The organism is Microbulbifer marinus (assembly GCF_900107725.1).
In the GTDB taxonomy this organism is placed as follows: Bacteria; Pseudomonadota; Gammaproteobacteria; order Pseudomonadales; family Cellvibrionaceae; genus Microbulbifer; species Microbulbifer marinus.
In genome coordinates this window covers 189,249-203,914 of sequence record NZ_FNQO01000003.1, presented here as the reverse complement: position 1 = coordinate 203,914, position 14,666 = coordinate 189,249, and the positions used below count along the sequence as shown (strand labels likewise).

Here is a 14,666-nt window from a genome sequence, read left to right as displayed (position 1 = left end):
CTGTTACGCGAAAGGACAGCAGCCTTTCTCTATATGATCGACAAAATCCTGTTCGAACAATTTCAGCGCGCTCTGCAGCGGCTCGGCGGCGCCGGGCGCCAGTGCGCAGAAGGTGTTGCCCGGCCCCATGCGCCCGGCCTGCTCGCGCAGTAGCTCCAGGTCTTCCAGTCGGCCTTCGCCGCTTTCTATGCGTTGCAGAATTTTCACCACCCAGGGCAGGCCGTCCCGACAGGGCGTGCACCAGCCACAGGATTCGCGGGCGAAGAACTGCGAGAGGTTCAGTACCAGTCCGACCGGACAGGTGTGGTCGTCGAGCACGATGATGGTGCCGGTACCCATGCGGCTGCCGGCCTTGCCGATAGCGTCGTAATCCATCGGCACATCCAGGTGCTCGGGGCCGAGGAAATCCGTGGAGCCACCACCAGGCAGGAAGCCTTTCAGTTGCAGGCCGTCCTGCATGCCGCCGGCGTGTTGCTCAATGATTTCGCGGACAGGAGTGCCCATCGGCAGCTCCCAGGTGCCGGGGTTCTTCACCTTGCCACTGACACCGAACAGCTTGCTGCCGGCGTCCTCGCCGCGTCCGAGGCTGCGGTACCACTCGGCGCCCATGTCGATCAGGTGCGGGATATTGCAGAAGGTTTCCACATTGTTGACGACGGTGGGTTTGCCCCACAGGCCGCTGACCTGCGGGAAGGGCGGCTTCGCGCGGGGCACGGCGCGCCGACCCTCGAGCGCATTGAGCAGCGCCGTCTCTTCACCGCAGATATAGTTGCCGGCACTACGGTGCAGATGGATTTCCAGACTGTAATCTCCACCCTGGATATTTGAACCCAGCAGACCCTGTTCCGTCGCTTCGGCAATCGCCTGTTGCAGCCTCGCTGCGGCGAGATGGTATTCACCACGAATGAAAATGTAGGCGGTGCGCGCCTCGATCGCATAGGCGGCGATCGCCATGCCTTCGAGCAGTAGGTGTGGGTCCCGCTCCATCAGCAGCCGGTCCTTGAAAGTACCGGGCTCCATTTCATCCGCATTGCACACCAGATATTTGACCGCCGGACTGTCCTCGCCACTGGGCACGAAGCTCCACTTCAGGCCGGTATTGAAGCCAGCGCCGCCGCGCCCGCGCAGGCCGCCATCCTGAACAAGCTTGACGATATCCTTCGGCGCCATATCCAGTGCTTTACGCCAGCCTCGGTAGCCGCCGTTATCCCGATAGTGACCGATATCTGTGGCGCTGTTGTGCGGGCCGATATTCTTGGTGAGCGGATTAGTCAGCGGATTTGTCTGCATGGCGAGAGCCTTCAGCGTGGTTATGGCGGCAGCCTTCAGCGCGGTTGATATTGGCCTTGTTATCGAGAATCTCGTCGATGTCGGCTTCGGTGAGGTTGCGGTGCATCTCCTCGCCAACCATCATCACCGGAGCCTTGTCGCAATCACCGAGGCACGGGGTTTCCAGCAGGGTGAAGATTCCATCTTCGGTTGTTTCGCCAGGTTTGATCTGCAATTTGTTTTGAATTTTTTCCTGCAGGCGGTTGCAGCCCATAATCCAGCAGCTGGCACTCTTGCACAGGAAAATCACTTCCTTGCCGACCGGCTGGCGAAAGATCAGCTGGAAATAGGTGGCGACGCTCTCCAGTTGGGCAACGGGAATATCGAGGTAGGCGGAGACGGCGTGCAGGCTCTCATCGGAAACCCAGCCGCGGTGCTTCTGCACGATACGCAGTGCCTCCAGCCCCACAGATCCCTTGTCTTCGTAGTGGGAAAACTCGCGGTCGATTTCCTCTTTTTCCGTCGTGCTCAGACTGGCAGTAGGTTTACCCTGGCCCGATTTGCTGTGCTCCATTACTTCTATGATTTCCGGTTCGAAAATACTGGACATGTGCGCTTCCTCAAGCCTTCACATCAGCGGTCCACATCCGCCATGACAAAGTCGATACTGGCAATAATCGCAATCAGATCTGCCACCAGCAGGCCGCGCGACATCAACGGGATCATCTGCAGGTGCGGGAAGGACGGCGTGCGGATCCGGGTGCGGTAAGAGGTGGTGCCGCCGTCGCTGACAATCTGGTAGCTGTTCAGCCCCTTTGTGGCCTCTATCGGGAAACAGGTTTCACCGGCGGGCATGACCGGTCCCCAACTGTTGTTGACGAAGTGCTGGATCAGTGTCTCGATGTCCAGCATCGTCCGCCCCTTGCGCGGCGGTGTGGTCAGCGGGTGATCGGATTTGTAGGGGCCGCCGGGCATATTGTCGAGACACTGGCGGATGATGCGCAGGCTCTGGTGAATCTCGTCGACACGCACGCGACAGCGATCGAAACAGTCGCCGCCGTCGTAAGTGGGTATGTCGAACTCGAACTGATCGTAGCCGCTGTACGGGCGCCTCTTGCGCAGATCCCACTCGAGTCCGGTGGCGCGCAGGCCGGGGCCAGTGATACCCCACTCCAGCGCCTCGGCGGTGTCGTAGACGCCGATACCGCGGGTACGTTTCTGCAACAGTTTGTTTTTGATCACCATGCCGTCGTATTCGCGCAGGCGCGCGGGCATGTAGTCGAGAAACTCCTGCACCATCCTGTCCCAGCCCTCAGGCAGATCCTGCGCGACGCCGCCGATGCGGAACCACGCCGGGTGCATGCGCCCCCCGGTGATTGCCTCGACGATGCCGAACAGCTTTTCCCGATCCACGAACATGTAGAACACCGGCGACATCTGCCCGACATCCTGGGCGAAGGTGCCGTAGAAAACGAGGTGGCTGGCGATGCGGAAGAACTCGCACATCATCACGCGAATGGTCTGTGCCCGCGGGGGCACCTGAATACCGGCGAGCTGCTCCAGTGCCAGCACGTAGGGCAGGTTATTCATGACACCGCCGAGGTAGTCGATACGGTCGGTGTAGGGCATGTAGGTGTGCCAGGCCTGGCGCTCGGCCATTTTTTCTGCGCCGCGGTGGTGGTAGCCGATATCCGGTACCGCGTCGACAACCTGTTCGCCGTCCAGTTGCAGAGCGATACGGAAAACGCCGTGCACACTGGGGTGGTTCGGCCCCAGGTTAAGAAACATAAACTCGGAGCTGTCGCTGGCGCGCGCCATGCCCCAGTCCTCGGGCCGGAATCGCAGCGCCTCCTGCTCCACTTGCTGCTTCTCCGGAGTCAGCGTAAATGGATCCACTTCAGTAGCGCGCGCATGATGATCTTTGCGCAGTGGGTGTCCCTGCCAGGTCGGCGGCATCATGATGCGACGCAGGTGCGGGTGGCCGACAAACTCGATGCCGAACAGATCCCAGACCTCCCGCTCGTACCAGTTGGCGTTGGACCACACGGAAGTGGCAGACGGCGCAGACAAGTGGGATTCCGCCAGCGCGACCTTGATACGGATAAACAGATCGCGCTCCACCGACAGCAGCTGATACACCAGGGTGAAATCACTCGCCGGCTGTTGCGCAGGACCTTTACCGCGATTCATACGCAGACGCTCATCAATGGCGCTGAGGTCGTAAAGCATGGCAAAGGGCCGGGATATTTCAGATTTCAGGAATCGCAGCAATGGCAGCAGTGCCTGCGCATCGATCCACAGCGTGGGCATGTCGAGGCAATCTGGCTGCAGCCAGTAATTCTCTTGCTGGCATTCCTGACGCAGATCGCCGATAAAGGCTTCCGCCTCAGCCCGGTAAGGGGACTGCTTGTAAACGCTGGTTGCGATTACACCGCTCATAGAGTTTTCCAATTTTGGACTTTTTGTCCTGTTATTTTCCGGATCAATTTTCGTCGACTGGGTTGCCCGTACCGCGCTTGTTATACGGTGTCCGGCGCGCGCAATTTGTCTGCCTGCATACGCTCTTGCCGGTGCAGGTCGCGCTGGCTGGGTTTAGGCACCTGGCGCGCACCCTGTTCATCGACCACCCAGCTGAGGCTGCGGCGATCGGCGGCGATGGATTTTTGCAGCAGCGTCAGCCCCTGCATCAGCGCTTCCGGACGCGGTGGGCAACCGGGTACATAGACGTCGACCGGCAGGAAGCGGTCCACACCCTGAACCACGCTGTAAATGTCGTACATGCCGCCGGAATTGGCACAGGAACCCATGGAGATGACCCAGCGCGGCTCCATCATCTGCTCGTAGAGTCGCTGCAGCACGGGTGCCATTTTGATAAATACGGTACCGGAGATAACGATCAGGTCTGCCTGGCGTGGTGTGGCACGGATCACTTCTGAACCGAAGCGGGAGATGTCGTGGCGACTGGTGAAGGCGGTGGCCATCTCCACGTAACAGCAGGAGAGGCCGAAATTGAATGGCCACAGCGAGTTGGCGCGACCCCAGGCTACCAGGTCTTCGAGTTTGGTAAGAAGAATATTTTTTTTGACTTCCTCAGAAAAGATTTCTTCGTCGGTAATTTTGTCACTCGCTGCGATCAAGTCGTCCGCTTTGGTTAACTGCCAGCGCATGATGATTCCTTAATTATTCTTTATTGATTGTCTCCGGATTCCATCCGGCTCTGCTGCTTTCCGCCCCAGTCCAGTGCGCCCAGGCGCCATAGATAAATCAGTCCGACCAGCAGTATCACTATAAAAATAGTCGCCTCGACGAATCCCAGTAAGCCGGCCTCGCGAAACGCAATAGCCCAGCTGAACAGGTAAATGGCTTCCAGGTCAAAGACGATAAACAGAATGGCAACGAGATAGTAGGCGACGGATAGTCGCAGCCGCGCGCTGCCCTGGGAGACGATGCCGGACTCATAGGGTTCATCGGTGGCGGGGTCGCGGCGGCGCTGTCCGAGGAAGTAGGAGAGCCCCAGCATCAGCGCGATCAATCCCAGAACCGCAAGGCAATAGACAATCAGTGGCCACAGTTGTGTTAATTGCATGGCCGGGTCGAATTGGGTTGGGTAATTCAACTTCTCTCTCCCCGATCTGCTGTTGGGCGCTTGCCCGGGTTCATCACTGATACAACGGCGTTAAAAGAAACCTCGAAACTCTTTTTGTATTGCAGGTTTGGTTCCCGTTTTGGCGGGAGCGAGTTGGCGGAAATTTACTTGTTTTTGTTGTTCTCTGCTGGCGCAGAAATAATTTGCGGCGCGAAGCAAAACGAAACACTGCCTGATTTATAAATCTTTGACGGGGATAGCGCCAGTTAGGGTAAGGAACGATTAATTCTAAAGACGCAACTTTTAATGAGAGCGAATTCTGTAATATTTGACGTCACAGGTGCCGTGGGCGGGCGTTGCGGAATTAAAAAAGGGGCGCTAGGCCCCTTCGTTATTGACTGGCAGGAAAATATTCACGCCACTAGAGCTTGCTGATTTCCTCCAGTTGCTGTTGCAGGCGCGCTTGGGCACTCTGCATATCGGCCAGCTTGTCTTTTTCCTTGGCGACCACTTCCGCGGGCGCCTTGTCGACAAATTTTGGATTCTGGAGTTTTCCTTCCACGCGGCCGAGTTCCTTCGCCAGCTTGTCGATTTCCTTCTGCAGGCGCGTGGATTCGGCCTGCACGTCGATCAGGCCGGCCATGGGTACCAGCAGCTCCATATCGCCGACCAGCGCCGTGGCGGAAGCGGGCGCACTCTCACCGGCTTCCAGCCAGTCGATGGATTCGAGACTGGCGAGCTTGATCAGCAGGCTGCGGGCCTGCTCCAGCAGTTCCTTGTCACGCGCGGAGCCGCCGCGGAGAATCAATGGAATTTTCTTCGCCGGAGATATATTCATCTCTCCGCGAATATTGCGCACTCCCTCGATCACCTGCTTCAGCCAGGCAATAGCCGCTTCCGCTTCGGAGTCAATCTTGTGCTCGTTGGGCTCAGGGTAGGGTTGCAGCATGATGGTATCGCCCTGGCTGCCGGCCAGTTCCTTCACGCGTTGCCAGATCTCCTCGGTGATAAACGGCATCAGCGGATGGGCGAGGCGCAAGACCGTCTCCAGCACACGGATCAGGGTGCGGCGGGTGCCTTTTTTCACTGCGCCGGAGGCGGATTCGTCCCACAGCACCGGCTTGGACAGCTCCAGATACCAGCTGCAGTATTCGGCCCAGATAAAGTCATACAGTGCCTGCGAGGCCAGGTCGAAGCGATAGGTATCCATCGCCTCGCGCACCGTTTTTTCTGTGCGCTGCAGTTGGGAGATGATCCAGCGGTCGGCCAGAGTGAGTTCGAAATCGCCGCTGCCGTCCTGCCCGCAGTCATGGCCCTCACAGTTCTGCAGCACATAGCGCGATGCGTTCCAGATCTTGTTGCAGAAGTTGCGGAAACCCTCGATACGGCCGACGTCGAACTTGATATCGCGGCCGGTGGAGGCGAGGGAGTAATAGGTGTAGCGCAGCGCATCGGTGCCGTAAGCGGCGATGCCTTCCGGGAATTCCTTGCGGGTCTGCTTTTCGATCTTCTCCTGCAGGTGCGGCAGCATCATGCCGGTGGTGCGCTTCTGCACCAGGCTTTCCAGGTCGATCCCGTCGATCAGGTCGATCGGATCCAGTACGTTGCCCTTTGACTTGGACATCTTCTGGCCGTGGCTGTCGCGGACCAGACCGTGCACGTACACGGTGTGGAAGGGCACTTCCTTCTTGAAGTAGAGGGTCAGCATCATCATGCGTGCGACCCAGAAGAAGATGATGTCGAAACCGGTTACCAGCACAGAGGTTGGGTGGAAGGTTTTCAGTTCTTCGGTGTCTGCCGGCCAGCCCAGGGTACCGAAGGTCCACAGGCCGGAGGAGAACCAGGTGTCGAGCACATCGTCGTCCTGGCGCAGAGGGATATCGGTGCCGAGCTTGTGCTTCTCGCGCACCGCCTCCTCGCTACGGCCAACGTAGACATTGCCTTCGTCATCGTACCAGGCGGGGATGCGGTGCCCCCACCACAACTGGCGGGAGATACACCAGTCCTGGATATCGCGCATCCAGGAGAAGTACATGTTCTCGTAATTCTTCGGCACGAAGTTGACGCTGCCGTCTTCCACGGCCTTGATGGCTTCTTCCGCCAGCGGCTGGGTTTTCACATACCACTGGTCGGTGAGCCAGGGCTCGATGACCACGCCGGAGCGGTCGCCGCGCGGCACTTTCAACGTGTGCGGATCGATTTTTTCCAGCAGGCCGAGTTCGTCCAGGTCGTCGACGATCTGTGAGCGGGCGGCGAAGCGTTCCATGCCGCGGTATTTTTGCGGCACGTTGTCATTCAGGTTGGCGTCCGCGTCGAGGATGTTGATCATCTCGAGGTTGTGGCGCTGGCCCATCTCGTAGTCGTTGAAGTCGTGGGCCGGGGTGATCTTGACGCAGCCGGTGCCAAACTCGCGGTCGACATAATCGTCGCCGATAATCGGGATCTCGCGCTCGGCCAGCGGCAGCTTGATCGTTTTGCCGATCAGGTGCTTATAGCGCTCGTCTTCCGGGTGTACGGCCACTGCGGTATCGCCGAGCATCGTCTCCGGGCGGGTGGTGGCGACGACCAGGTGGCCGGAGCCATCTGTCAGCGGGTAGCGGAAGTGCCACAGGTGACCCTGTTCTTCCTCGTTCAGCACCTCGAGATCGGAAATTGCGGTGTGCAGTTTCGGATCCCAGTTGACCAGGCGCTTGCCGCGGTAGATCAGGCCGTCCTCGTACAGGCGGATAAAGACTTCCTGCACTGCCTTGTAGAAGCCGTCATCCATCGTGAAGCGTTCGCGGGACCAGTCGGGGCTGGCGCCGAGACGGCGCAGCTGGCGGGTGATGGTGCCGCCGGACTCTTCCTTCCACTCCCACACCTTGTCGATGAACTTGTCGCGGCCCAGTTCGTGACGGGACTTACCTTCGGCCGCCAGCAGCCGTTCGACCACCATCTGAGTGGCGATACCGGCGTGGTCGGTGCCGACCTGCCACAAAGTGTTATCCCCCTGCATGCGGTGGTAGCGGATCAGCGCGTCCATGATGGATTCCTGGAAACCGTGGCCCATGTGCAGGCTGCCGGTGACGTTCGGCGGCGGGATCATGATGCAGTAGGGCTTGGCTTCGGTATCGCCGGAAGGTTTGAAGTAGCCGCTCTCCTCCCAGGTTTTGTACCACTGCTGTTCTATGGCGTTGGGCTGGTATGTTTTGTCCATGCGGGTGGGAAACCTTGTGTTAACTGACTGCAGGCGCGCTATGTGGGCTCAGAATAGTCTGGCAAACATTCTGGCCGCGCCAAAAAGGCGGGAATTATACCGCTGGGGTCAAGGCGGCAAAAGGCGGGTTAGTCTCTTGCCTCCAGTTCGTCGAGCATTAGCTCGATACGGGCACGCAGCTGGCGCTCCAACACCGGCAGCTGCTTGGCCACCAAACGGTCGACAAGCTGCTGGCGCTCGCGCTGGCGCGCCGAGAGGGCAGCTGCGTCCGCGGACTCCGTTACCGGCTCTGATTGCCCCGGTTCGGCTGCCGGTGGCTCCGGGTCCCGCGCTTCCGCTGCCGGCAGCTCGACTGGTACAGAATTGGGGGCAAGCGCCTCCGTGCTGGCGGCTGCGGGCGCTGTATCGAGCAATTCTTCCGGAATCAGGGTGACATCGGCTGGAGCTGGCTCCGGCGCCAGGTCCTCGCTTTTTGGCACGCGACCACCCGTCAGCCGCGCGCGGATATGCTCGGGCAAGAAGGGGTTCTCCCCGACCGGGCTTGCCGCGGGGGGTGCGAACAGTTCCTGCTGTTGTTCCTGCAGTACCGCCCGCTTGCGCGCACCCGGCGTCGGCTGGGGTTGTTCTTTTGCGGTCGGCAACTCGCTGCCAAGGTCGGCCGGTGGCAGATCCTGCAGCGGACGCAGCAACTTGAGGTCGGATTCGTTCAGTTCGGTGCGGTAATCCTCGGAGGGTTCCTCGTCGACCGGCGAGAACAGGATCGGCAGGTCGATCTCGTCCAGTGGTTCCGGTGGCCGGGGGCTCGCCGGCGGCGTCGCTGACGCCGGCGGCTGGCCGGGCGACGCGACCTGGTCCAGCAGCGGGATGTCGCCAAGCTCTTCACTGCCGAGCAGGTCGCGCAGGGAGTTCAGCTCGTTGAGCAGGTCACCGGACTGCCCGCGCTGGTGTCCGCGCTGTTTGTGCTTGTTCTTTCGACCGGCCATAGCTGTGTGAGTGGCTGCTTACCAAGGATTAATTGATTTTATGGGATTGTAACGGATATCCGCGATCGCGGAAGTGGCTGAAGCGCGATCGCGACCGCGCCAGCACGTCCGGCTGCTGCACGACGATTTCCGCCAGCCGCTCGAAGCGGCTGAACCAGCCGGGCACCTCGCTGCACAGGTTGATCAGCAGGCCGTGGTGCATGCCCGGATCCTCGCCGCAGTTGATCTCCACGGCGGCGTTCTGCTCCGCGCCCTGCGGGGCGTGGGGCAAGAAACTGTCCTCGCGGAAAGTCCACAATAACTGATCCAGCTGATCCGCCCGCGCCTTGTCGTCTACCGCCAGCAGCACCCGCAGGCCGCTGCGATAGGCCTTCTCGGCCAGGCGACAGGCGAAGATATCGGCTTCTGCGGGTTGTGCGGATGGGAGTACGTAGAAATCGATGCGGGTCATTGTGTTACCGATACGGCTGGGGGCTGATTTGTGGATCGATTCAATTCTGTCGCCGGGGATCGTCGCCGGGCTCCCTCCCGCCGACGCCCCTGCGCAACAACAGCGGCCGGGCGCTGGCCCGGCTGCCTGTGGCTGGGTTTATTTGCCGAGCAGGTATTCCACCAGCAGCGGCACCGGACGGCCGGTTGCGCCCTTGGCGCCGCCGGAATTCCAGGCACTGCCGGCAATATCCAGGTGCGCCCAGGTGTAATCTTCGGCAAACCGGGCCAGGAAGCAGGCCGCGGTCACGGAGCCGGCCTCGCGGCCGCCGATATTCTGGATGTCGGCGAAATTGGAGTCCAGCGATGATTGATATTCGTCCCACAGCGGCATTTGCCAGGCTCGGTCGCCGGTGCGCTCGCCGGCGGCGAGCAGTTCTGCGGCGAGTTCGTCCTTGTTCGCATAGAGACCGGTGGCGTGGTTGCCCAGCGCGATCACACAGGCTCCGGTGAGGGTGGCGACATCGATCACCACTTCGGGTTTGTACTTGGCGGCGTAAGTCAGGGTGTCACACAGCACCAGGCGGCCCTCGGCGTCGGTATTGAGGATCTCGATGGTCTTGCCCGACATGGAGGTGACAATGTCGCCGGGCTTGCTGGCGCGGCCGCTGGGCATATTTTCCGCCGCCGCAACCAGTCCTACCACGTTGATGGCCGGCTGCAGCTCCAGCAGCGCATTCATCACGCCGAACACACTGGCTGCGCCGCACATATCGAACTTCATCTCGTCCATCTGCAGGCCGGGCTTGAGGCTGATGCCGCCGGTATCGAAGGTGATGCCCTTGCCGACCAGCACCACCGGCTTATCGCCGGCCTTGCCGCCCTTGTACTGCATGGCGATCAGCGCCGGTGGCTGATCGCTGCCCTTGGAAACGCTCAGGAAGGCGCCCATGCCAAGGGACTGCATTTTCTTCTCGTCGAGCACGGTGGTGGTCAATTTCGCATGTTTTTTGGCCAGTGCGCGCGCTTCGGAGGCTAGATAGGTCGGCGTGCAGATATTGCCGGGCAGGTTGCCCAGTTCGCGCGCCACATTGCTGCCTGCGGCCTGGGCCGCGCCCAGCTCCACACCGCGCTGCACGGCCTTCAGCTGTTTGCGCTCCGGCGCGTGCACGGTGAACTTGGCCAGCGGATTGCCCTTGGCCTCGCTGTGACAGCGGGTAAATTTGTAGGTGGCGAGGCCGGCAGCCAGTGCCAGTTGCTGCGCCTGCCAGGCGCTGTCGGCGTCGGTAACTTCCAGTTCGGTCAGGTAGCTGGTGGCGTCCTTATAGCCTTTGACACCGTTGGCGCTGGCCTTGGCCAGCTTGCGGAATTCCGCCTGGCTCAGTATGCCGTCACCGCCGCGCACCAGCAGCACACGCTCTGCCGGGCCATCCACCAGATTCAACAGCAGGGTACTGCCGAGCTTGCTGCCGAGGTCGCCGCGCTTCAGCACTTTGCCGATAAAACCATTCGTTGCCTGGTCCAGAGCGGTACCACTGGCGCTAAAGCGGTTTTTGGCATCTGCTGAAATAATGGCGCATGCGTTGCGCTGCTTGCTGATATCGGAGACCTTCGCAGAGAACTGCATAATTCCTTTTCCTTTATTAACCTGAATCAATGGCTCTGAGCCGAGACATTGCAAATATTTTTGGCGATAATGCGCCGCACAAGTTTAACCCGCCAGCTGCTGGATTGCTGTATTCGGCGGGAACTTGCTCATTTTTTGATCCACAATTCATCACACCGCTGTCGCCAAGGAATCCGTTCGTCCTGTGATTATTTTCCGCTATCTCTGCCGCGAGCTGCTTTTCGCCACGCTGGCAGTCAGCGCTGTTTTGATGTTGATGGTGATGAGCGGCCGCTTCGTGAAATACCTGGCGGAGGCCGCTGCTGGCGATCTCTCGGCCAATATCCTTTTTTCCCTGATTGGCTATCGAATGCCCAGTTTCCTGGAGCTGGTGCTGCCGCTGGGTCTGTTCGTCGGCATTCTACTCGCCTACGGCCGCCTGTATATCGAAAGTGAAATGACGGTATTGCACGCTTGTGGTTTCAGTGAGCGGCGCCTGCTGATGTACACATTGGCGCCGGCCTTTATGGTGGCGCTGGTGGTGGCGTCAATGAGCCTCTATTTCTCGCCGACAGGTATGGAACGTTCGTCTGGCTTGCTGACGGCGGATAAGTCGCGTAGCGAATTCGATCATCTGGTGCCGAAGAAATTTGTCGCCACCGAGGGTAACAGGGCCGTCTATTACGCGGATTCCCTCAGCAAAGACAAATCCACGATGCACGAGGTGTTTCTTGCTGAACTGGGTAGTTCCAGTGCGGAAACCGAGGCCGACCAGCAGATTGTGATCCTGGCGCGGGAAGGGGTACAAGAGATTGATCCGGATACCGGGCTACGCTACCTGGTACTGCGCGATGGCTACCGCTATGAGGGGGTGCCGGGGCAGCGGGATTACCGTTTGATGAAGTTCACCAGTTACGAGGTGCAGCTGGAGGTTCAGCAAAAGCGCAGTAATTGGGGCGATCGGATGGAAGCCACATCGACGCTCGACCTGTGGCGCAGCGATATGCCCCAAGAGCGCGCTTTTCTGCACTGGCGTTTTAGCCTGCCGGTACTGGTGATGGTGGTGGCTGTACTGGCAGTACCCCTGTCGCGCACCAATCCTCGCCAGGGACGCTACGCCAAGATGATGCCTGCAGTGCTGTTGTACATCACCTACCTGGTCATTCTGCAGGGGGTGCGTGGAGCCATCGAAGACGGCAAGATCGGCAATCCGGCTGCAATATGGTTGGTGCATCCCCCGTTCCTGATCCTGGGCCTGATCCTGCTCGGTGGCGGTAACTGGCGCCGGCGCCCGAAGCGCCCGTCGGCAGAGCAGTCCGGAGGATCAGCAGATGCGTAAGCTGGATTTGTATATCGGACGCACTATCGCACTGGCCGTCGGTGCCGTACTGCTGGTGATTGTCGGCCTGGATGTGATCTTTGCCATGGTCGATGAGCTGGGCGAGATGAAGGCCGATTACCAGTTCATCGATGTGCTGCAGTATGTAGCCTGGAAGATTCCGGATGGTATCTACGACCAGCTCGGTTTCTCGGCGCTGGTGGGCTGCATGGTGGGGCTGGGCACGCTCGCCGGTACCAGCGAGCTGACGGTCATGCGGGCGGCCGGCGTTTCCATCGGCCGCATCGCCTGGGCGGTAATGAAGCCCGTTCTTTTATTGATCATGTTGGGACTGGCGCTGGCGGAATTTGTTATTCCCAAGACCAATCAGGTGGCGGAAAACCTCAAGGCCCGGGAGCTTGGGGAGCTCGAAGCCAGCGGCCTGGAGCAGGGCTTGTGGCTCAAGGACAGCGGCGAGTTCGTTCATTTCAATGCGGCATTGCCCGACGGTGTGCTGTACGGCGTTACCCGCTACCGCTTTGGCGAGGAGCGCGAGCTGCAACGGGTGGAATTCTCCGAGCGCGGCCGTTTTGGCGGCGACGAGTGGATGCTGGAAAACAGCCGCGCCACCACCTTTACGGCCGAGAGATCCATGAGCGAGGTGACTACGGAGAGTGAATGGCATACAGATGTATCGCCAGAGCTTTTTGCCCTGGTCGTACCGTTGCCGTCGGATCTTTCGCCGCGAAACTTGTGGTCCTATGGTACGTTCCTCGATCGCAAGGGCGAGGACTCCAGCCGTTACTGGCTGCAGTTTTGGAAGAAATTGCTGCAACCCCTGACCATCGCCAGCCTCGTCATGGTGGCCATCTCCTTTATTTTTGGTCCATTGAGGGAGGTGACGACTGGTCTGCGGGTGTTTACCGGTGTGATCGTGGGCATAGTGTTCCAGACCATGCAGGATATGCTCGGGCCATCCTCGTTGGTATTCGGCTTCCCGCCGTTTATTGCGGTCTTAGTGCCGATATTGTTTTGTTTCCTGGTAGGGTGGCTGCTGCTCAAGCGGGCCCGCTGAGTGGGGTGGTATGGCGGCCAGAATCACTTCCGGCCGCGAATCGGTCGCAATAACTGTTTTCCGCTTTATTTTTTCTTCTTCGGCAGTAGCCGCACTTCAGAGCCCGAGATGATGTCGTGCCAGCTGGCCCGGTCGGCGCGGGTCCACGCCCAGAAATAGCCAAGGCCGAAACAGGTGAGGGACAGGGGGGCAGTCACCGCTCGCAACACGCACTGGCGCCAGCTAAGCTGGACGCCGCCGGGGCTGGCCAGCAGCAGGCGCCAGGCGCGCATGCCGATCGTCTGGCCGGCCGCACGCCAGGACCAGAAGAAGTAGCCGGCAATGACTGCCAGCCCGCCCAGCTGGAACAGCGGGCCGCTGACACAGGGGTTGTAGTCCAGCTCCTCGGGCTGGCAGTTCAGGCCGACCACGGCCGATGCCACCAGCATCGCGACAAAGCCGTACACCATCAGCAGTCCCATGATGATCAGTGCATCGTAAACCAGTGCGGCCAGGCGCCGACCGACGCTCGCGCGGGGCAGTTGGGAAAAGGAAGTGGGGGTGTCTGGGGTGCTCACGGCAATCTCCGCCAAGTATGAATTGGCGGAGATTCTAACAAACCGGAAATTGATACTGGAGTTGGAGTTTAGAACTCGTACTCGAATGAGAACTTGAATTTATCGTCGGACAGCCGCACGTCGTAATCGAACGCCTTGCCGATCTTGCCGTGCCCGCTGGTATAGCGCATCAGGCCGTTGTCGAGCTTGCGTCGGTTCTTTTCGCGGTAGGTCTGCCAGCCCATCTTCAGGATTTCATTCAGGGCTTTGCCGCCGGTGACGGGCTGAAACTGGTCTGGATTGGTGTGCATCTGCAGCCACTGGTAGTTCAGGCGCCGGTGCACTAAGCCCATGGAATTGTTGCGCAGGTTTTCCGCCGACTCGTACAGGGCCACATTGTCCATACCGAAAGCGCTGTCAATGAAAAATGTCCCGTCGGCCTGCAGGTTCAGGGCGCTACTGGAATCGGGGATAAACAGCTCATCGGCGAGACAGGAACTGGCGGCGGGCAACAACAGCAGACTAAACACGGCTAGCAGGTGTTTGCTGGTACGGAATCGAAAACTGCAATGTTCCATGTCGTCTACCCCGGGCGTCTACTTCTTAGCCAAACGGCTGATCAGCAGCCGTTGAATTTATTATGGTTCACCCTTAATGAACTGTTGTAT

Annotated in this window: 13 protein-coding genes; 2 read left to right on the top strand and 11 right to left on the bottom strand. The window is 59.7% G+C overall.

The features are described 5' to 3' along the window. Nucleotides 1-3 precede the first annotated feature (3 nt). From nuoF to BLW36_RS12830, 9 genes are all read right to left on the bottom strand, one after another. Complete coding sequence (gene nuoF, locus BLW36_RS12870; RefSeq protein WP_091389207.1) at nucleotides 4-1,290, bottom strand: NADH-quinone oxidoreductase subunit NuoF; 1,287 nt, start codon at nucleotides 1,288-1,290, stop codon at nucleotides 4-6. Next, nucleotides 1,268-1,879: an NADH-quinone oxidoreductase subunit NuoE gene (gene nuoE / locus BLW36_RS12865; protein ID WP_091389204.1), complete on the bottom strand. Its 612-nt coding sequence runs from the start codon at nucleotides 1,877-1,879 to the stop codon at nucleotides 1,268-1,270. Before nuoE ends, nuoF begins: the two co-directional genes overlap by 23 nt. Nucleotides 1,880-1,902: 23 nt before the next feature. Beyond that, entirely contained in the window at nucleotides 1,903-3,708 is a 1,806-nt protein-coding gene (nuoC, locus tag BLW36_RS12860; protein WP_091389201.1) for an NADH-quinone oxidoreductase subunit C/D, read from the bottom strand. A gap of 80 nt (nucleotides 3,709-3,788) precedes the next feature. Beyond that, nucleotides 3,789-4,436, bottom strand: coding sequence for a NuoB/complex I 20 kDa subunit family protein (locus tag BLW36_RS12855; RefSeq protein WP_091389198.1), 648 nt, complete (start codon nucleotides 4,434-4,436; stop codon nucleotides 3,789-3,791). A 20-nt stretch (nucleotides 4,437-4,456) separates the two neighbouring features. After that, entirely contained in the window at nucleotides 4,457-4,885 is a 429-nt protein-coding gene (gene ndhC, locus BLW36_RS12850) for an NADH-quinone oxidoreductase subunit A (protein ID WP_244506253.1), read from the bottom strand. A 391-nt stretch (nucleotides 4,886-5,276) separates the two neighbouring features. Beyond that, entirely contained in the window at nucleotides 5,277-8,051 is a 2,775-nt protein-coding gene (locus BLW36_RS12845; protein ID WP_091389191.1) for a valine--tRNA ligase, read from the bottom strand. Nucleotides 8,052-8,179: 128 nt separating this feature from the next. Continuing rightward, nucleotides 8,180-9,034, bottom strand: a complete 855-nt coding sequence (locus BLW36_RS12840) for a hypothetical protein (protein ID WP_091389188.1) — start codon at nucleotides 9,032-9,034, stop codon at nucleotides 8,180-8,182. Nucleotides 9,035-9,062: 28 nt separating this feature from the next. Then, nucleotides 9,063-9,485: a DNA polymerase III subunit chi gene (locus BLW36_RS12835; RefSeq protein ID WP_091389185.1), complete on the bottom strand. Its 423-nt coding sequence runs from the start codon at nucleotides 9,483-9,485 to the stop codon at nucleotides 9,063-9,065. 138 nt (nucleotides 9,486-9,623) lie between these two features. Further along, entirely contained in the window at nucleotides 9,624-11,090 is a 1,467-nt protein-coding gene (locus tag BLW36_RS12830) for a leucyl aminopeptidase (RefSeq protein WP_091389181.1), read from the bottom strand. A gap of 184 nt (nucleotides 11,091-11,274) precedes the next feature. Here BLW36_RS12830 and lptF point away from each other — a divergent pair, with 184 nt between their 5' ends. Beyond that, nucleotides 11,275-12,408, top strand: a complete 1,134-nt coding sequence (gene lptF / locus BLW36_RS12825) for an LPS export ABC transporter permease LptF (protein ID WP_091389179.1) — start codon at nucleotides 11,275-11,277, stop codon at nucleotides 12,406-12,408. Then, nucleotides 12,401-13,462 (top strand): LPS export ABC transporter permease LptG, encoded by a 1,062-nt coding sequence (lptG, locus tag BLW36_RS12820; protein WP_091389176.1) that lies wholly within the window; start codon nucleotides 12,401-12,403, stop codon nucleotides 13,460-13,462. Before lptF ends, lptG begins: the two co-directional genes overlap by 8 nt. Nucleotides 13,463-13,527: 65 nt before the next feature. Here lptG and BLW36_RS12815 read toward each other — a convergent pair whose 3' ends face one another. Together BLW36_RS12815 and BLW36_RS12810 are read right to left on the bottom strand one after the other, a co-directional pair. Next, a complete protein-coding gene (locus BLW36_RS12815; RefSeq protein WP_091390237.1) occupies nucleotides 13,528-14,019 on the bottom strand; it encodes an RDD family protein in 492 nt (163 codons plus the stop codon). 68 nt (nucleotides 14,020-14,087) lie between these two features. Beyond that, nucleotides 14,088-14,576, bottom strand: coding sequence for a pepsin/retropepsin-like aspartic protease family protein (locus BLW36_RS12810; RefSeq protein WP_170833211.1), 489 nt, complete (start codon nucleotides 14,574-14,576; stop codon nucleotides 14,088-14,090). Nucleotides 14,577-14,666 lie beyond the last annotated feature (90 nt).